Annotated in this window: 16 protein-coding genes and 1 tRNA gene; 5 read left to right on the forward strand and 12 right to left on the reverse strand. The window is 31.7% G+C overall.

Annotated features, from left to right (window positions below):
- Positions 1-259: 259 nt before the first annotated feature.
- Positions 260-1453: an isocitrate/isopropylmalate family dehydrogenase gene (locus WC223_03930; protein ID MFA6923384.1), complete on the forward strand. Its 1194-nt coding sequence runs from the start codon at positions 260-262 to the stop codon at positions 1451-1453.
- Positions 1454-1470: 17 nt separating this feature from the next.
- On the opposite strand, the gene WC223_03935 is transcribed toward WC223_03930, so the two are convergent.
- The 6 genes from WC223_03935 to WC223_03960 all read right to left on the reverse strand — a co-directional run bounded on the left by WC223_03935 (position 1471) and on the right by WC223_03960 (position 9163).
- Entirely contained in the window at positions 1471-3327 is a 1857-nt protein-coding gene (locus WC223_03935) for an LTA synthase family protein (GenBank protein ID MFA6923385.1), read from the reverse strand.
- A gap of 68 nt (positions 3328-3395) precedes the next feature.
- The gene (locus WC223_03940; GenBank protein ID MFA6923386.1) at positions 3396-3992 is read right to left on the reverse strand and encodes a hypothetical protein; all 597 of its coding nucleotides are present in this window, start codon (positions 3990-3992) and stop codon (positions 3396-3398) included.
- A 59-nt stretch (positions 3993-4051) separates the two neighbouring features.
- The gene (locus WC223_03945) at positions 4052-5497 is read right to left on the reverse strand and encodes an O-antigen ligase family protein (protein MFA6923387.1); all 1446 of its coding nucleotides are present in this window, start codon (positions 5495-5497) and stop codon (positions 4052-4054) included.
- A 9-nt stretch (positions 5498-5506) separates the two neighbouring features.
- A complete protein-coding gene (locus WC223_03950) occupies positions 5507-6484 on the reverse strand; it encodes a Wzz/FepE/Etk N-terminal domain-containing protein (protein MFA6923388.1) in 978 nt (325 codons plus the stop codon).
- 14 nt (positions 6485-6498) lie between these two features.
- Positions 6499-7482, reverse strand: coding sequence for a Wzz/FepE/Etk N-terminal domain-containing protein (locus tag WC223_03955; GenBank protein ID MFA6923389.1), 984 nt, complete (start codon positions 7480-7482; stop codon positions 6499-6501).
- 202 nt (positions 7483-7684) lie between these two features.
- Complete coding sequence (locus tag WC223_03960; GenBank protein MFA6923390.1) at positions 7685-9163, reverse strand: oligosaccharide flippase family protein; 1479 nt, start codon at positions 9161-9163, stop codon at positions 7685-7687.
- Between the two features lie 214 nt (positions 9164-9377).
- On the opposite strand from WC223_03960, the gene WC223_03965 reads away from it, so the two are divergent.
- Positions 9378-10505, forward strand: coding sequence for a glycosyltransferase family 1 protein (locus tag WC223_03965; GenBank protein MFA6923391.1), 1128 nt, complete (start codon positions 9378-9380; stop codon positions 10503-10505).
- A 68-nt stretch (positions 10506-10573) separates the two neighbouring features.
- Here the strand turns inward: WC223_03965 and WC223_03970 are convergent, their stop codons facing one another.
- The 5 genes from WC223_03970 to WC223_03990 form a co-directional block, all read right to left on the reverse strand.
- On the reverse strand, positions 10574-11488 hold the full coding sequence (locus WC223_03970; GenBank protein MFA6923392.1) for a dihydroorotate dehydrogenase: 915 nt from the start codon (positions 11486-11488) through the stop codon (positions 10574-10576).
- The gene (locus WC223_03975) at positions 11476-12240 is read right to left on the reverse strand and encodes a dihydroorotate dehydrogenase electron transfer subunit (GenBank protein ID MFA6923393.1); all 765 of its coding nucleotides are present in this window, start codon (positions 12238-12240) and stop codon (positions 11476-11478) included. The genes WC223_03970 and WC223_03975 overlap by 13 nt, the downstream gene beginning before the upstream one ends.
- A 109-nt stretch (positions 12241-12349) precedes the next feature.
- On the reverse strand, positions 12350-12988 hold the full coding sequence (locus WC223_03980) for a DUF255 domain-containing protein (GenBank protein ID MFA6923394.1): 639 nt from the start codon (positions 12986-12988) through the stop codon (positions 12350-12352).
- 172 nt (positions 12989-13160) lie between these two features.
- Positions 13161-13784, reverse strand: a complete 624-nt coding sequence (locus WC223_03985; protein MFA6923395.1) for a LysE family transporter — start codon at positions 13782-13784, stop codon at positions 13161-13163.
- Positions 13785-13815: 31 nt separating this feature from the next.
- Positions 13816-15360, reverse strand: a complete 1545-nt coding sequence (locus WC223_03990) for a GH3 auxin-responsive promoter family protein (GenBank protein ID MFA6923396.1) — start codon at positions 15358-15360, stop codon at positions 13816-13818.
- 634 nt (positions 15361-15994) lie between these two features.
- Between WC223_03990 and WC223_03995 the strand changes: the two genes are divergently transcribed.
- The 3 genes from WC223_03995 to nadB all read left to right on the forward strand — a co-directional run bounded on the left by WC223_03995 (position 15995) and on the right by nadB (position 18945).
- Positions 15995-16429, forward strand: a complete 435-nt coding sequence (locus tag WC223_03995; GenBank protein ID MFA6923397.1) for a single-stranded DNA-binding protein — start codon at positions 15995-15997, stop codon at positions 16427-16429.
- A gap of 210 nt (positions 16430-16639) precedes the next feature.
- Positions 16640-17266, forward strand: a complete 627-nt coding sequence (gene gldD, locus WC223_04000; GenBank protein MFA6923398.1) for a gliding motility lipoprotein GldD — start codon at positions 16640-16642, stop codon at positions 17264-17266.
- A 119-nt stretch (positions 17267-17385) separates the two neighbouring features.
- Positions 17386-18945 (forward strand): L-aspartate oxidase, encoded by a 1560-nt coding sequence (gene nadB / locus WC223_04005; GenBank protein ID MFA6923399.1) that lies wholly within the window; start codon positions 17386-17388, stop codon positions 18943-18945.
- 326 nt (positions 18946-19271) lie between these two features.
- On the opposite strand, the gene WC223_04010 is transcribed toward nadB, so the two are convergent.
- Positions 19272-19355: transfer RNA gene (locus WC223_04010), tRNA-Leu, on the reverse strand.
- Positions 19356-19463 lie beyond the last annotated feature (108 nt).

Below are 19463 nucleotides of genomic sequence, written 5' to 3' on the forward strand. Positions count from 1 at the left end.
GATGCATCGCAGCAATTGAATCACAAAGAATTCTCGGAATTGTTCGAAACATTGAAACCCATTGCAAAAGCTGTAAACAGAAATATTATTTAAAAAAGGTTTTATTTTAATATTAAAGCTTTTATTCATTTTTTCTTTTATAGCATTATTCTTAACATATAATAAATCCCCTGAATATTTTTTCAATTATCCATTTTTGTTAAATTTTTGTTTATTTAAAAACATAGTTTATTTTTGAGAAGAAATTAAAAAAGTAATTATGGCAAAAAGAAAAATAATCACAATGCCCGGAGACGGAATTGGAAAAGCAGTATTATATGAATCTATAAGGGTTTTAGATGCCGTTAAATTCGAAGCTGAATATATACATGGTGATATTGGCTGGGAATTCTGGTGCAAGGAAGGCAACCCATTACCTGAACGCACTGTTAAACTTCTGGAAGATAACAAAATAGGATTGTTCGGCGCTATTACTTCCAAACCAAAAGATAAAGCAGCAGCAGAATTAAATCCCGAACTTAAAGATAAAGGTTTTGTTTATTACAGTCCTATAGTTGCAATGCGTCAGCATTTCGACCTTGATATTTGCATGCGTCCCTGCAAAACATTCAAAGGCAATCCGCTTAATTTCATCCGTAAAGGGAGAAAAAATACAATTGAAGAACCCGAAATTGATACGATGATATTTCGCCAGAATACTGAAGGATTATATGGCGGAGTTGAATGGACAAACCCTCCCGACAAAGTTTATGATGCACTTATGACTCATCCTAAATTCAGAGAAAATTTCGCATGGTGTCCGAGAGAAGAGCTGGCAGTTTCCACAAGAATTTTCACAAAAAAATATGTTACAAGAATTGTAAAAGCAGCATTTGAATACGCAAAAAAAAGAGAGTTCAAAGAATTAACAGTTTGTGAAAAACCAAATGTTATAAGAGAAACATCGGGAATGATGCTTAAAGTAGCTCAGGAAATGAGCAAAAATGAATACCCCGATATTAAAGTTGTTGATGTAAACATTGATGCGCAAATGATGTGGCTCACAAAAAATCCCGAAAAATATAATGTAATTGTTGCAGGAAATATGTTCGGAGATATTGTTTCCGATGGTTTTGCTGGATTGGTGGGTGGTTTGGGATTTGCTTGCAGTGCAAATATCGGTAAAGAAGTTGCAGTATTTGAGCCTACGCACGGTTCGGCTCCCAAATATGCCGAATATAAAACTTCTATCGTAAATCCAATAGCCATGGTACTTTCGGCTTGCATGATGCTCGACCATATAGGCGAAATAGAAAAAGCAGAAAAAATAAGAAAAGCTGTTGCAAAGGTTATTGAAGAGGGAAAAACAAAAGCTTACGATATGCTTAAAATGTCCGGCTCACCAGACGTAATTGAAAAAGGTGCTGCCTCAACAAAACAAATGACCGATGCGGTAATTGGAAAACTAAAATAATGAGTTGAGGAATGCTTTTAGTAACTAATGTATTCCTGAAAAAGCACCTGCAGATAAGATTTTCCTTCTTTCAGCAAACTATCTTTATTAATATTTCTAATTGAAATTTCGTAAAAAGAGTTTGTATTTTGAGCCCAAACAAAATGATTATCCGGTCGAATCCAGCCCATGCCGCCGTCTTCAACAGCAAAATAAGCATATTCGGGACAATAAGGATTTAATAAATTTTTACTCCATTTAAAATTTTTATTGTCATAACCGAGTTGAGATAGAAGTGTTGCAGCGATATCGCATTGTGAGCCGATTTTTGAAATTTGTTTTCCGCGATATTCTTTTTTAATTACATTTCCGAATAAAAGAAATGGGATTTTGTGATATTGTGGTGAATAGAAATTCCAATTTTTATAAGTATCGTGTCCGTGGTCGGAAACAAAAACAAATAAAGTATTATCGAACCATTTTTGTTTTTTTGCTTCATTTATAAAATCATAAATGCATCTGTCGGCATAATGCACAGATTTAATATAATCTTCGCCGTGTTTTTTCCAGATAAAATTTTCTTTTGAGGGAATGTCGTAAGGGCTATGTGTGCTTAGAGTGAAAACAGAATATAGAAAAGGTGGTGTTTCTGTTTTTAAATCATAAAGCATTTTATTAAAAATAAATTCATCATGAATTCCGAGTTTGCCTTGTGGAATATTTTTAGAAAAATCAGATACTTCGGTGATTTTTTCAAACTGATTGAATAAAATGTATCCTTTTATATTTCCATAAATTAATTGTCCCCCGAAAAAAAATGAAGTTTTGTAACCATCGTCGTGCAGCGTTTTGCTGAAGCTTGGAAGCTTCACAAACATGCTTGGCTGATTTGTTATTGCAGAATAAGGAGTGGATGGAAAACCACCAAATATGGCAGCCATGCCTTGTTCTGAACGGGCTCCGCTTGCATAAAAATTTGTAAAAAGCATTCCTTCTTTTTCCATTTCTCTGAAATGCGGAGTAATACCTGCGTCACCGCCGAGCGATTCAATCACATCAGCCGACCAACCTTCAAGAATAAATAAAATTACATTCGGTTTTTTTGACTTAAGTATAATTATAGTTGTGTCTTTTTGATTTTTTTTAATCATGTCAACAGTATTATTCGCTTCAATAGTTGAAAAATATATAAAAGGATTTTTGTCAATATATTTTTTATTTTCCTGAATGCTTTGAATAATATTCCATCCCGAATTAACTGCTGCAATATTTAAGAACATGTTTTTTGAAAAATATGATTCGCTTTGATTGATGGGAATTTGCTGTGTGCCTCCGCGAAGTCCTATGAACAAAAGAACAGGAGCGGCAATTAAAAAAAATACCGAGAAAAGAATATTTCTTTTTAAATAATTAATTTGAGTAAAAAAATATTTCTTATAAAAATAAAATCCCGCAAAGAATTGAAATAAAAGCAATGCAATTAAAACAACAAAGTATATTGAGGAAACCGAAGAAACAATTTCTCCCGGATGTTTAAGATATAAAAGAGCTTTATAATTTAGTTTGGTTTGCCATTCTTCATATAAACCAAGTTCTGCCGAAGAAATCAATGAGTAAACAAAAATAACTATTGTGTAATATAGTTTATTAATGAAATTTATCCATTTCAGATTGAATAATGATTGAATAAAAAGAAGAAATGATGGTAAAATAATAATATAGCAGGCGGTTGATAAATCAAGTTTCAGCGAATGAAAGAAAACTGCTGAAATTGAAATGAAATCAATATCATTTAATTTGTTGAAATAAAAAATCAGAAAAATAAATTTTGCAAATGCAAAAAATAAAAACAAGAAAATAAACTGTTTTATTAAAGAAATGATTATTTTTTTCATTTAAAAGATTATAAAATACAAAGTGTCTAATTAGAGTTTAAGTTTTTTAACTTTAAGTATTGATTATTTTATTTTACTTCACAAAAATCCAAGTCGGCATTCATAATTATTTTTAACGGCAGAATCAATATTGTACATTTTTTAATTTTCGCGGCTATTTTTTTTACAGTATTGTCAGGCATTGAAAAGGGCATTTCCGATTGATATGCAAGTGGACCATCGAACTCGAGCGGGTCTTTATAAAAATCAGCAAGGTCGATTCTATTCACAACAATTTTTTGACCCAAAACTTTAGTGTAAATTTCAAATATTGCAGTTACAAGTTTCAATTCAAGCTTGTTTTTTTGCTGATTGTATGATACCTTAATTTCACCTTCAACCTCATCGGTATAACTTAATGAGCCGACTTCCACTTTTATGTTTGAAGTAAAACGGGCTTTGTTTTCCTGTAAAGTTACTTTTGAATCAGTGGCTGTCCATTTGTATTTTCCGCTTAACAGAAAGGTTTTGTATTCATTTTCACCACTGAAAGAACCAATTGCCTTGAGAACCTTGTTGACAGATGATTCGTAAAGTACTACAGCTAAATCACTGTTTTGAGAAAACAAATCTTGCTTTGTAATCAATAGTAATGCTGCAGTTAGAAACATCAAATATTTTCTCATAATATTTAAAATTAAGAATGCATTTTATTAATGCAAAATTATCAATTAAACAAAATAATTTACTGATTATTAGAAGTCGTATTTTTCTCTGCTTTTTGTTGAATGTCAAGAATTGTAAAAATTGCCAGAAATGCCCAGAATGGAACAGAAGCTTTATCGGTGTCAAGGAAATTATTCATTGTGCCGTGGGTGAAATATGTAATTAATCCAAGTATCAACGCAAGGACAATGAGTTTTACTTCTTTGTCGGCAGCTCTTTTGTAAACTTTAATTCCTGTAAAAAGAGAAATAAACGTGATTACGATAAAAGTCAGACTGCCGAGTATTCCCGATTCAGTTAGTGGTCCGATGTACTCGCTGTGAGCATTTCCGTTATCACCGAAATTTGTACTTATTATTGTTTTATCTTTTGAAAGTTGGTAAGGTGCATATTCAAACTGATATGTACCAGGACCCCAGCCAAAAATGGGTTTTTCCTTAAACATTCTTATTGCGGAATTCCATCTGTTTATTCGTTCCAGATTAGATGCGTCCGATGAAACATTTGATATGGATTGAAGGTGTTTTTGTATATCGGTAGATGAATCCTGTTTGTTTTTCTCAATATTAAAAAACAATTCGTTTTTAAAGGAAAAAAATAAGCATACGGAAACTACAAAAATCATTATTACATAATGTGTTTTAATTTTAAAAAGAAGAATCAAAAGTACCAATAACGCGGGAACTAAACTTACCCATGCTGCTCTTGCATACGATAATACGATACCTGTGCAAAAAAGAGCAAATAAAATGAAGCATATAATACGAAGGTTAGGAGAATATTTTTTGTTGAAAACAAAACTTCCTATAACCGGTAAAAACATTGCTAAGGCAGCTCCGTAAGCAGTATGGTCGTTGTAAAAAGGTGTCATAACCCAATTTGCTGATTTGTGAGTGAGACCGTTTGCAATATGATTTGTTATAGTATAAACTATAACTCCGGCAAATGGAATAATATACAACCATAAAAATGTTTTTGCATTTTTAAAATTTTTGAATAATTCAACTCCGATAAAATAAAATACTATAACAAACCACAATCTTGAAGTGAAATATTTTAGTGAAACAATAATGTCGGTGCTGGTAAGAGAGGTGATAGCCATCCATATCAGATTTGCAATGATAGCAATTGTTAAAGGATGTTTCAATATTTTCCTGTCGGGAGTTTCATTGAGTAAAATTTTAAAGAAAAACAAAAGCATGATGCCGAATATCAATGGTTCAGTGGGTATTGACGCTCCTATGTCGTAATTGAGTGTTGTATCATCCAGCTTTATTGAAAGAGGCGTAAAAAAAACGATAAGTAATATGAGTTTATCAAAGGAAAAAACAAACATCAGTGCAACAAGAACTATAAATGGAATTGCATAAATCCAATAATTCTCAAATGCAACAAACAAAGTTGTAAGTGCAATAAAAATCACACTTATAACATACACCCATTTTATTTTGTATTGTTCGAGCAAGAGAAAATATTATTGAATTTTTTGTATTTCACTTTTTATATAATCCATGAAGGACTTGTATTTTTCGACGATGTTAACGATTAGAATCATCATAACAAAAGTTCCGACTGCTGTACATAAAACTATGAGCCACCTTATTGGATAAGATTTTTTATCAGCAGGGTAGGGGCTTGTTACAACTGTGCAATACGATAATTTTTTTTCATAGTCATTAATTGTATTTTCATAAGTTGTTTTGAGGTCATTATAACTGCCCCGTATTCTCCATAAATGTTCACTTGTAGAAGCATAAAGTCCTCCTTTATGTTCGAGGTTTTTTACAAGAGTATCAATTTTCGGAGAAGATTTTCCTGATTGAGATATTTTTTTTAATTGTGCTTTTGTTGCTTCTCTTGCTTGTGCAGGATAGTCGAGTATTTCATAATTAATTCTAAGATGCTGAAGTACATTTTCCATTGAATCCATTTCTTTTCTTTTGCTTTCAAGCCGGTCTTTATTTATTTTAACAACTTCGTTTACTTTTATGCGAAATGATGTGGTGATTTTTTTGTTCACATAATCAATAAATGATTGTACAATCAATGAAGCTGTGTCAGGGTCAATATCGTAAACAACTATTTTAACGGACTCATATTCTGTTTTCTTAATTGAAATGTTCGATTTGAATTCTTTTAAGAGCTTGCTGTAGTATGATTTTGTTTTGCTTTTAATCCTATAATGGTTACCCAGATTGAATTTTTTAATAATGTCATTTGTTACATCCATTGCTTCGAACATTTGGATTAATTGTTCGGTAGGTGTTTCACCTGAATATGGCTGAAGATTTATTGGATATACTATTGCCTCCGATTTATATTTTGGCTTAATAAAAAAAGGTTCGGAGAATATTGCCGATAAAACTACCGAAATGCCAACAATGATTATAAAATGTTTTCGCCATTTGTATATTGTTCCAATAATGGCAATACTGTTAAATTTATTTTCCATGATAATTTTTATGTTTATGGTTTTTGTTTTTCAATAATAATAATTACTATAATACTGACTAATAAAGTGCAAAAAGTGGTAAGTGCTGTGAGCAGCCATCGTATGGGATATGATGCTTTTTCGGGTTTCAGTGCTTTTTCGATTATAAACTTCTGTGGAATATTTTGCTCGGCATCAATTTTTGCTTCCTGATATTTAAGTTTTAAATCACTTAATTTTTCTTTGTCATAAATTACTTCATCTCTCAATGAAACATATTTTCCTCCATATTTCGCAAGCACTTGTAATTTTTCTTCAAGTATTTTAGCACCAGAATTGTTGTTTCTTGCTGTTGCTGCACTCATTTGATCTGTTATGACTTCGGCTTGTTTTTCGTATTCAAGAACACCCAATCCTCTTAATTTATTTAGCGAATCTTCCAAATCTTTAATGTGTTTTTCGAAAAGGTCATATTCATTCTTAACTATATTAAATCCTATTTTTGCTCTTTCTTTTTGTGTTTTATTTATAATAGTATCGAATGAATTTGTGATTTCGTTTGCAATATCGGCTGCAGTTTGGGGGTTGCAATCAAGTACGTCTATTTCAACAGCCATATATTCATTTTTTTTGAAAGTAATCAGTTTTTTATATTTATTGTAAAGTTTTGTATATGGGTATCTTGAATTGAAATTGATATCGTAATGCTCCATCAGGTTGAATTTATTTATAATTCGGTCCCTTACTTCACTTGAATTAAGTATTTGCAGCATTTGTTCTACTTTTTCATCGCTGCCGAATTCCATGATATCCTCTTTGCTTGTTGGGTTTATACTTATTAATGCTTTGGAAATTGAATTTGTTGAACAGGGCAAGAGTATAACGGTTGCTTTATATTTTGGTTTTATAAGAAATGTGCCGGAATATGAAATGATTAAAGTTACACTTATTAATATCAGCAGAATTTTTCGCCACTTGTTAACAACTTTGAAAAGATTTTCGGAATCAAAATAATTCATTGCCGGTTCATTTATTGTTTTTGAAGTTTTTTGCAAAGTTAGAAAAATATTTAAAAAATAAAATTATCTGTTAAGCACTTCAAAAACTGAAAATTGAGTTTTTGTAGATACCTTTTTGTTTCATAATGTATCGTGAGCTCAAAATTAAAACAATAGATAATTAAAAAAAGATAATTATTTTATTTTGGTGATATTTTTAATGTCAACCATATTTAAGTATGTTGTAAATCGCTTTTATACTTATTATTCTAATTGCAAATGCGAGGATAAAACAGGAAATAATCATAATGCAGAAATTGACAAACCATTTGAAATGCAAATAATTTTTTGAAGCGTAATTTATTATAAATATTCCGATAATAAATATGAGTAATAGACCAAGTAACTTATAATTTATTTTAAAACGGAAAATTTTTTGTACATAAAAAACCTGCGTTGTGGCAACCAGAAATTGGGTTGTTAAGCTTGCAAGCGCCGAACCTATTGCCTGATACCGCGGAATAAGAAATATATTTAAAGTTATATTTATAATCATTCCGCACCCCGCAATAATGTTAAGTTGTTTTAAATTTTTATTTGCCGTAAGCAATGTGCTGAAAATATACATTGTTGAAATGCATATAAAGCAACCCATTAAAATAGAAAATATCACCGACGATTGGTGTATCCGTATGTTATATATTTCTGCTATTTCGAATTTTTGTTTAGGATACAAAAGCATCATGATTTCTTTATTATAGAAAAAAGAACCTGCGGCTATTATCAATGCAGGAACAATAAGCAAAGTATAAGATAACTTTACCATATCTTCAACATTATCTTTAAACTTCAGCATTCTTGCATAAATAGGCAATAGCATGCCTGCAAACAAAAATGCAATCATATTTGTTCCGTCAAGCAAACGATATGCAGAAGCGTAAACTCCTGACTGTTCTGCTCCATTAGGCAGCATTCTTTCAAGCATAACTGTATCAATTCTATTGTAGAAAGTCATTAGTAATACAAGAATTGCGAAAGGAAAGCTATGTCTTATTATCATTAGCGAAAATGGAAAATTCCATTTTAGTTTCAGGAATTTTGATTTTGCTTTTCTGAAAACAATAATCATTGCAATTATTGCTGTTACCAAATATCCGAAAGTAATTATTGCAGCATATATTCCGATTGTAAACTTTATCGGAAGATTTCCCCATAAAAATAAAGCACAAATGGGTATCATAATTAATCTGTCGAGAATGGAAATAAAACTATCAATTTTGAATAAATGCAGTCCCGAAAGATTTGAACGGAGATACATTATAAAAGAAATTAAAAATTGCTGAAATGCAAGTAAAATCAAAAAGAGCAAGTGGTCAAAGGAATATTTTATGAAATACGCACAAATAAAAGTTATTATCAGATAAATAATACCGAGAATAAGTTTTAATACAATAATGCTTGAAAGATGCTTGCGTAACAAATGATTATTCTGCGCAATATTAATATTATTGAAATTAATTATTCCGAAATCAAGAAGAATATTAAAAAGAAATGAGAAATTTAATACGGCAAAATAAAAACCATAGTCGGCAACTCCAACCTGATTCTGCACTACTCTGTCAAACCCAAAAATCCAAATTGGTTTTATCAGCAGGTTTAGAAATAGAATTAAACTTATATTCTTTATAAATTTTTTATGCATAAAACTTGAAGTGCAAATGTATCAATTTTAGAAAATATTAGCCATAAATTCACAGATTTAAAAGCAAATAATTTTAAATCTGTGGCTAATTTATGACTTTGTATACATACGCCAATATATAAAACAATTTTTTTTGTAAATAACAAATTTTAACTTTGTTGATTATTAAAAAAACTTTAAATATATATTGTTTATTGTAATTGTTAAAAAATAAATGAAAATTGCTGTAAATACCCGACTTTTAATAAAAAACAAGCTTGACGGCATAGGTTGGTTTTCGTATGAAACGCTGAAAAGAATTACTCAGCAGCATCCCGAACATGAATTTTATTTCATTTTTGACCGGCAACATAGCAGTGAGTTTATTTTTGCAGAAAATATCAAGCCAGTTATTATTGGACCTCCCGCCCGTCACCCATTTCTTTATGTTATTTGGTTTGAATATTCAATTAACAGAATTTTAAGAAAAATCAAACCCGATGTATTTCTTTCTCCCGATGGTTTTGTTTCTCTTTCGTCTCAGGTGAAAACCATAAGCGTAATACATGATATTAATTTTGAACATCTGCCCGAGCATTTACCTTTTTTAACAAGAACTTATTATAGGTTTTTTTTCCGCAGGTTTGCACGAAAATCAAAACGTATAGCAACAGTTTCGGAATTTTCAAAAAATGACATAGTTGAACTTTATAAAATAAATCCCGATAAAATTGATGTCGTTTATAACGGTTCAAACGAAATTTATAATCCACTTTTTGAAGTTGAAAAAAAGGTAGTACGCGAAAAATATACTGATAATTCTCCATATTTCGTTTTTATAAGCTCAATACAGCCGAGAAAAAATCTTATTAATCTTTTTAAAGCATTTGAAATTTTCAAGGAAGAATACAGTTCGGATATAAAACTATTGGTGATTGGTGAAAAGCAATGGTGGACAAAAAAAACAAATACTGTTTTTGATGAAATGAAACACAAAAATGATGTGATTTTTTGTGGTTGGCTCTTGCCAAACGAATTAAAAAATGTTCTTGGTGCCGCTCTCGCTCTCACTTACGTTTCATATTTCGAGGGATTCGGAATTCCGATAGTTGAAGCAATGTATTGCGATACTCCTGTGATAACTTCAAACTGCACGTCAATGCCCGAAATTGCAGGCGATGCCGCACTTCTTGTTGACCCGTTTTCTCCCAAATCAATTTGCGATGCAATGCTGAAAATAGCTAAAGATAAAAGTGTAAGCGCAGATTTAATAAAAAAAGGACAAATTCGCCGTCAGAGTTTTTCATGGCAAAAAACTGCCGACCTGCTGTGGAATTGTGTTATTAAAGCTGTTAATAGTTAATGGTTTGTTCTTCTTATCGGATATCTCGAATAATTTAATTCCAAAATCGCAAATCCTAAATCCTAAATTTATTCTATTGACAATTTACCTACGAGTTCGTTTATGGAATTTATTTTATGTTTACTTAAATAATTTTCAATTCCTTTTATGACTTTTAAGCTTGTTTGCGGGTCAATAAAATTTGCCGTGCCGATTTGAATTGCGGTAGCACCGGCAAGAAAAAATTCAATTGCATCGGCAGCATTCATTATTCCACCTAATCCGATTATCGGAATTTTTACTGCTTTATATGTTTGCCAAACCATTCGCAATGCAATTGGTTTTATACACGGACCCGATAATCCTCCTGTAACAGTTGATAATACGGGCTTGCGGATTTCGGCATCAATTGCCATACCAAGCAATGTATTGATTAATGAAACTGCATCAGCACCTTCAGCTTCAACTGCACGTGCTATTTCGGTGATGTCTGTTACATTAGGGGAAAGCTTAACGATAAGAATTTTTTTATATGTTTTACGTATTGCTTTAGTAACTTCGGCTGCCGATTTGCAACTTGTTCCGAAAGCCATTCCGCCTTGCTTTACATTCGGGCATGAAATGTTTAATTCAATTGCAGGGATTTTTTCAAGAGCATTTAATTTTTCAGCCACTGCAGTATAATCTTCAATTGTAGAGCCGGAAACATTAACAATAATATTTGTATTTAAATCTTTTATTATAGGGTAAGTGGTTTTAATAAAATAATCAATGCCTTTGTTTTGAAGCCCTACTGCATTCAGCATTCCCGATGCTGTTTCGTGCACCCGCGGATAAGCGTTTCCTTCGCGGCTTTTCAAGGTCGTTCCTTTTGTAATAAAACCACCTAATTTATTCAAGGCAATGAAATCTTCAAATTCCTCACCATATCCGAATGTGCCCGATGCAGTGAGAACAGGATTTTTGAACAATAATTTTTTTATGTTAATGCTTAAATCTGCCATGTTAAATCATTTATGTTAAAAACAGGACCTTCGGTGCAAACACATTGGTTTCCTTTTTTTGTTTCAACTACGCAACATAAACATGCACCTATTCCGCATGCCATGATGTTTTCGAGTGAAACTTCACATTCGGTATTTTTTTCTTTTGCGATTTTTGCAACAGCTTTAAGCATTGGAGCTGGACCGCAAGCATATATTTTGTCGAAATTATTTTTTAAAACTGAATTTTGTGTGAGCAGTCCTCTTTCGCATAAAGAGCCGTTTTCAGTAGAAATATAAACCTTTCCGTATTTTTTAAACTCTTTAATTTTAATTATATCTTCTTTGCTTCGTCCTCCGAGCAAAACATGAATTTCGTTATTATTTTCATTCAAACGTTTTGATAAATACAGCAATGGTGCTATTCCACAGCCCCCGCCAATCAATAAAACTTTTTTATTTTTTACCAGATTAAATCCTTTGCCAAGCGGAAAAATTATATTTACAATATCTCCAACTTTATATTTTGAAAGTGCTTCGGTGCCTTCACCAACTTTTTTAATAAACAAACTTATTGTGTTTTTTGATGTGTTTACATCATGTATTGAGAATGGTCGTCTTAAAAAAGTGTTTTTTGATTTGTTGATTAAAACTTCTACAAATTGCCCTGGAAATATTATTGGTAATTTTTGTCGCAATTGCAATTCAAGTACAAAGGTATCGTCCGAAATTGTGATGTTTTTTAATATTTTGAAATCTTTTATATATTTCATTGTGAATATTTAACAAAAGTAATAAATATTGGTCTCTATGTATGATGTTGCACCTTTTTGCTTTGATGTCATACCTTTTAGGTTCGATGCGTAACCTTTAAGTTTAAATTTATTCTTTTATTTCTTTTACAAAAGAATTTTTAAAGCTTTCGAAATCCTGCTTTTTGTAAGCATCTTCGCCGAAGAATTTCATTATTGCTTCGAACTCAGACGGAGGATGATAACCCGGAACATTTTGTATAACATTCATGGATTCGTCCATGAAAACAAAATTGGGATATGACAACTGTCCTTTAACCAGAGTAATTGCAAGCTGATGTGCTGAACGTGGAACCGTCGGGTTAGGATTGATATATGTAGCTTCTTTAAAAATAATTGTGTCTTTTCGTTCGGAATTAAATTTTACGCAATAATAATGTGTATTCATGTATTTGGCAATTACTTTGTTTGTAAAAGTAACGGCATCCATTCTTTTGCACCATCCGCACCAGTCGGTGTATAAATCAATTAATATTTTTTTTGGATTTTGTTTGTTCAAAATTATGGCTTCCTGAAAAGTATACCATTTTATAACAGTGTCGGGAGTTTGCTCTTTTGGCTGTGTTTTAACTTTGTTTGCTTTTGCCTGAGATTGAGCCGGCTTTGGCTTTTGTGTGGTTTTTTGTTTTGGATTAGTATTTTGTATAACCTGACTAAATCCTATTACCGTAAATAGTAATACAATTAAAATAAAGAGTTTCTTTTTCATTTGTTTTGGTTTTTTAAAAAAAAGTTAATTAAGAATATTAATATTATAAGTATATAATACTATAAATGGCTTTATTATTAAATTGCCTAATTGTTGTTTTTATCCTCTGTTAATACGGTTTATAGCTGGTTTATAACAATTAAGCAATAAAATAATTTTATTTCGGCAAAAGCTATGCCAATTTCAGAAAAACCCTGCAAATTAAAATAATTCCGAATAAAATCAACAATATTCCGCTAATTCTGTGAACCCATGATAAAAATTTTTGTGTCAGAAAAAATTTAGTTTTATTAGCAATAAAAGCTTTTAATGTATCGGTTGATATAGCCGTACACAGAGTTGCTAAAAAGAAAACCGAAATTTCTGCTGAAGAATCATATTCGGTATGAACAATTCCTGATGCAGTAAGCCAGAATATTATTACAAAAGGATTGATAGTGTTGAGAACAAATGCCTTCAAAATATAAATTATTTTTTTTGGTGGTAAGCTTTCAACACCAACATCTTCTTTTATTTTATCTTTATAAAAAAATTCATAAATTCCGAATAATATCATAATAATTCCACCTGTTACGCCAATTCCTATTTTATATTTTGTTTCATAAGCAAATTGAGATAATCCGAGATTTGAAAGAAATATACATGTTAAATCGCTGAGAAAAATTCCGAAGGCAAAAGCAAATCCTGCACTAAAGCCGCGTTTTATACTTGTATGAATTAAAGCAAAAAAAACAGGACCAATAAGAATTGATAATCCTAATCCAAATAATAATCCTTTTAATACAATACTTATCATTTAATTTCTTTTCGCTTGTTCATTTGTTCTTTTATTCGATTGTTTTTTTATTTTGTTTAATATATTCTTCCCAATCAGATAACTTGGCATTTTTTAAAACTCTCGGAAATTTATTTTGACCTCCTTCTTTTCCGTGTTTTTTCATCCAGTCGTAAAACATTTGAGAAGGTAGTATTTCTACAAAAACATCTTTTATGGCTTCAATTCTTTCAACGCGATAGTCGTCATTTAATATTTTAAGGTTTTGGTCAATAAGTTTACTTAATTGCTTTGGGTCAACATCTACATTGTCGATACCTACAAACCACTTGTGAGCAAATAAACTTCCGTATTTGATGCCTGCAACGCCAAATTCTCTTATATCAACATTCATTTGTTCTTCTGTCATTTGAATTGCCCTGTTCATATTATCCTGCGATAAATGTTCACCACAAATACTTAGGAAGTGTTTTGTTCTGCCTGTAATTATTATTTCGCATTTGCTTTTTGATGTAAATTTTATGGTGTCGCCTATAAGGTAACGGTAAGCTCCGGAGCATGTTGTAAGGAGTAATGCATATTCTTTATCTTCTTCAATTTGTTCAATTGTGAGAGTTTTGGGATTTTCATTAAGATTTCCGTCATTATCAAAATTTTCTTCATTGAATGGAATGAATTCGTAAAATAATCCGTTATTCAAAACCATCTGCATCGAATTTGTATTCGGACGGCTTTGATAAGCAATAAATCCTTCGGATGCCAGATATGTTTCAATATAAGTCAGAGGTTTTGCAAGTAATTTTTCGAACCCCTTGATGTATGGAGCCAATGAAACACCACCATGCACATAAATAGATAAATTAGGCCAAATGTCGTGAATGGTTTTAACGTTATAATAGCTTATTATTTTTTCAAGTAAAATTTGTATCCATGCAGGAACACCGGCAATAATGCCAATATCCCAATTTTTTGCACTTTTAACTATTTCGTCGAGTTTTGTAGGCCAATCGCGTCCTCTGGCAATTCTTCTGCCGGGTTTATAAAAGTGTTGAAACCAAAAAGGGATGTTTCCTGCTGTAATTCCCGATAAATCACCCTCGTAATAAGTTCCGTTAAAATTCAAATGGGTGCTGCCGCCAAGCATTAAAATACCTTTTTCGTAAAACTCTTTCGGAAAATCATAATATGCCAAAGAAAATATCTGACGAATACTTGTTTTTTTAATTGATTTCAGCATGTCACTTGTAACCGGTATCTGCTTACTTGATGCTTCAGAAGTTCCCGAACTCAATGCAAAATATTTTACATTTCCGGGCCAGCAAACATATGGTTCTCCGTTTAAAGAACGATACCACCATTTTCTAAATATAAGATTGTAATCAAATAGCGGAACATTCTTTTGATAAGCTTCGACAATATTTTTTTCTTTTAAAATTTCCTGAAAGTTGTATTTTTCGCCGAAAGCTGTGATGCTGCCTTTCTTTAGCAATTTCTTCAGAGTTTTCTTTTGGAGTTTATAACCATTTATTTTTTCAGAAGAAGGTAGCTTTTTCCTTAAGTCAATTGCACTTTTAATAATCGAACCTAATATTGGCATTTTTATATCTTCAAATTTGAAAGGGTAAAAATAATAAAATTTATTTTAATGCACATTTTTTAATTAGAATAATAAAATATAAACACAGAACAACAAACAAGAAGGTAACGGGGTATGGGGCAGAGGGCATGGAGCATAGAGCGTAGAGCATAGGGTGTAGAGTTTGGGGACTAAGAAGCAATCGGTGATTAGCAAAAAAAAATAATACTTTTTCGCTATTGTCCGGCTAAATTTTGTTTGCATTATATAATTTCGTGCCTACGGCACTTTAATAAATTGAAATTTGCTTATTCTACCAGAATACCGTACCTACGGTACTTTTTTAGCCTCGTTAGAGGCGACATTTTGGTAGAAATAAAACTTTTTCTATGTTCGACGGAAACTACACAATATTGGAAAGTTTCTACTGCTGAAACAATTTAGTGAAACCGATTACCGATTACCATGTTTTTCAGCGAATTCTAAAAAAAGTGATTCGAATTCTAAAAATATTCCAGCTAATTCTAAAATGTGCTTGACACGTTTGTTTTTTATATGTTATTTTGCTACCGATAAAAATATGATTAATAATTTTCATAAATTTGTCTGTTAAAGAAATAGTTCAATTTATTTACTAATTTAAACTTAATAAACAATGGCAGGAGTAAACAGAGTAATTTTAATCGGTAATCTAGGTAAGGATCCTGAAGTCCGACACTTGGAAAATAATGTAAAAGTTGCAAGTTTTACCATGGCAACAAGTGAGTCGTATAAAAATAAGGAAGGGCAGAAAGTTACAACAACGGAATGGCATAATATTGTTGTGTGGCGCAATCTGGCTGAAATTGCAGAAAAATATCTGCATAAAGGCAGTCAGATTTATGTTGAAGGCAAACTGAGAACCCGCTCATGGACAGATAAGGAAAATAACAAGAGATATATCACCGAAATTATCGGAGATAATTTTGTTATGCTCGGTTCTAAAAAAGAAGATTCATCGGGAGAACATGCGGTGTCTGATAATGCGGTTGCTGCTACCGAAGCTCCGGCTGTAAACGAAACTCCGGTTGAAGACGACCTCCCGTTTTAAAAAGCGAAAAAACAAGTTTCTACTTTATTATTTGCAAAAAAATAAAACGTTTGTAGTTTGTGGCTTGTTGTTAATTTCTATTTTTTTTCTCATAGCTCGGGGGCGTACAGTTCTGAGCTATGATTGTTAAAAGGTTATTAATAAATCAGGTTAAACAAAGGGTTTATTTGTATCTTAGCAATTTCATTTCTCATTTAATGCCATAAAATAATGTATAATATACGTTTGCTCAGTATTATTTTTTCTTTTTTTATATTATTCTTTTTTTGCTCCTGCGGAAATGATAATAATTTTATTCCAAAACCGATAGGATATTTAAGAATTGATTTACCTGAGCATTCATACAAATCATTTGATACATCTTATCCTTACAAATTTGATTATTCTTTGTATGCAAAAGTTGTTAAAGATACCGAACGTAATAAAGAGCAATACTGGATTAATATTGAATATCCGAAATATAAAGCTAAAATATATATTAGTTATAAAACAGTTGATGATAATCTTGGAAAATATATTGAAGATTCTCATACTTTTATTAATAAACATATTCCAAAAGCAAATTCAATTAATGAAAATACAATTATAAACTCCAAAAAAAGAGTTTTCGGAGTTGTATATGATATTGAAGGAATAGGAGCAGCATCACCGCTTCAGTTTTATTTAACCGACAGTACAAAAAAATTCATCAGAGGTGCTTTGTATTTCAATACCAAGCCAAATAACGATTCCATCGCTCCGGTTATTGGATATATTAAAAAAGATATTGCTCGATTTATTGAGTCGTTTGAATGGAAGAAAGTCGATAGTCATAAGTCAATAGTAATTTGTTATTAGAAAAATACGAGGTATGAAGTAATAGGTATGAAAAATATCCTGCTTCATAACTTCATTTTTCATTTTTTTTCTCTCTCTAAAATCTTTGTATCTTTGGTGGAAATAATTAAGTGTTATAAATGCAAAAAAAAGTTGACTTTTTGGTTATTGGTTCAGGAATTGCAGGATTGAGCTATGCATTAAAGGTTGCGGAACATGGAAGGGTCTGTGTCGTTACAAAATCAACTGCTGCTGAAACTAATACGAGATATGCACAAGGTGGAATTGCAGCAGTGTTATACACTCCCGATACTTACGAAAAACATATTAAAGATACGCTCGAAGCTGGTGCTGGTTTATGTGATGAAAAAATAGTGAGAATTGCAATTACGGAATCAACCGAAAGAGTTCAGGAGTTGATTGACTGGGGAACTCATTTTGACAAAGACAAATCGGGAAAGTATGCTCTTGCAAAAGAAGGTGGTCATTCAGAATTCAGGGTTTTGCATTTCAAAGACAATACGGGTTATGAAATCCAGAGAGCATTACTTGAAAAAGTAATTCAGCATCCTAATATAGAAATTTTCGAATATCATTTTGCGATTGAAATAATCACTCAACATCATCTTGGCATAAAAGTAACAAAAGACACTCCCGATATTATGTGTTATGGAGCATACATTTTAAATCCATCTGGAAAGGTTGATACTATTTTGTCAAAAACAACATTAATTGCTACAGGTGGAGCAGGTAACGTATATAGTACTACAACAAATCCTGAAGTTGCTACAGGCGATGGAGTGTCCATGGTTTACAGGGCAAAAGGCAGGGTTGAAAACATGGAGTTTATACAGTTTCATCCTACATCTTTATATAATCCAGATGAAAAGCCATCATTTCTTATAACCGAGGCATTACGCGGTTTCGGTGCAATATTAAAAACAGCCGATGGAAAAGAATTCATGGAAAAATACGATAAGCGTAAATCGCTTGCTCCTCGCGATATTGTGGCGAGAGCAATTGACAATGAAATGAAACTCAGCGGTGATGACTATGTTTGCCTTGATTGCAGGCATATTGATAAAAATGAACTAATAAGTCATTTTCCCAATATTTATGCTAAGTGCCTGAGCATTGGTGTTGACATTTCTAAAGATATGATTCCTGTTGTGCCTGCTGCACATTATATTTGCGGTGGAATTAAAACAGATGAATTCGGAAAAACATCAATAAAAAATCTATATGCTGTTGGTGAATGTTCTTCAACCGGATTGCACGGGGCAAACCGTCTTGCTTCAAACTCTTTGCTTGAAGCAATTGTGTTTTCGCACAGAGCAAGTATTGACGCTGTTAAAATAATATCTTCAGCCAGTTATTGCGAGAAAGTACCTGAGTGGAATTCCGAAGGAACTGTGTTGAATGAGGAAATGGTTCTTATTACTCAAACTCTGAAAGAATTGCAGTTTATTATGAGCAATTATGTTGGTATTGTTCGTTCAAATTTAAGGTTAAAACGTGCTTTGGACAGGCTTGAAATAATTTATCGCGAAACAGAGGATTTATATGTAAAATCTATCATAACACCTCGATTATGTGAATTGAGAAATTTAATAAACTGCGCATATATAATTATCAAATCAGCAATTAGAAGAAAGGAAAGTAGGGGATTACATTATTCATTGGACTATCCGCAGGAATAAAAATAGTTTAAAGTTTGAGTCCACTCCGAAAAGTAAAATTAAAAATGCCACAAAATCACCAAAGCACCAAATATTACAAAATAAAGAATATCAACCAAATACTTTTAGTAGAATTTTGTGTTTTGGTGGCGAAAAAATGGGTTTTCGGAGGGGACTCAAGTTTAGAAAATTTTAGTAAAATAGGGCTTTTAATAATGAATGGCTTAGCATCTAATAATAAATGCGGGGTATGATGTAGGAAGTATGAGTTAAGAGGGGAATTTGCTAAAATATTTTTTATAAAAATTATTATTAATAGCAATCAATTTAACTGTAAACTAAATCAGTGCCCGGAACAGGACTCGAACCTGCACAATCTTACAATCACTAGTACCTGAAACTAGCGCGTCTACCAATTCCGCCATCCGGGCTGTGTTAGTTTAAAGTTTTCAGTTTAAAGTTAATTTTCAGATTAAAGATTTCAGTTTATATTTGCAAAGATAAAAAAATAAAAACTTTTTAAACTTTAAATTTGATTT

It is taken from the genome of Bacteroidales bacterium (assembly GCA_041671145.1).
GTDB lineage: Bacteria > Bacteroidota > Bacteroidia > Bacteroidales > JAHJDW01 > JAQUPB01.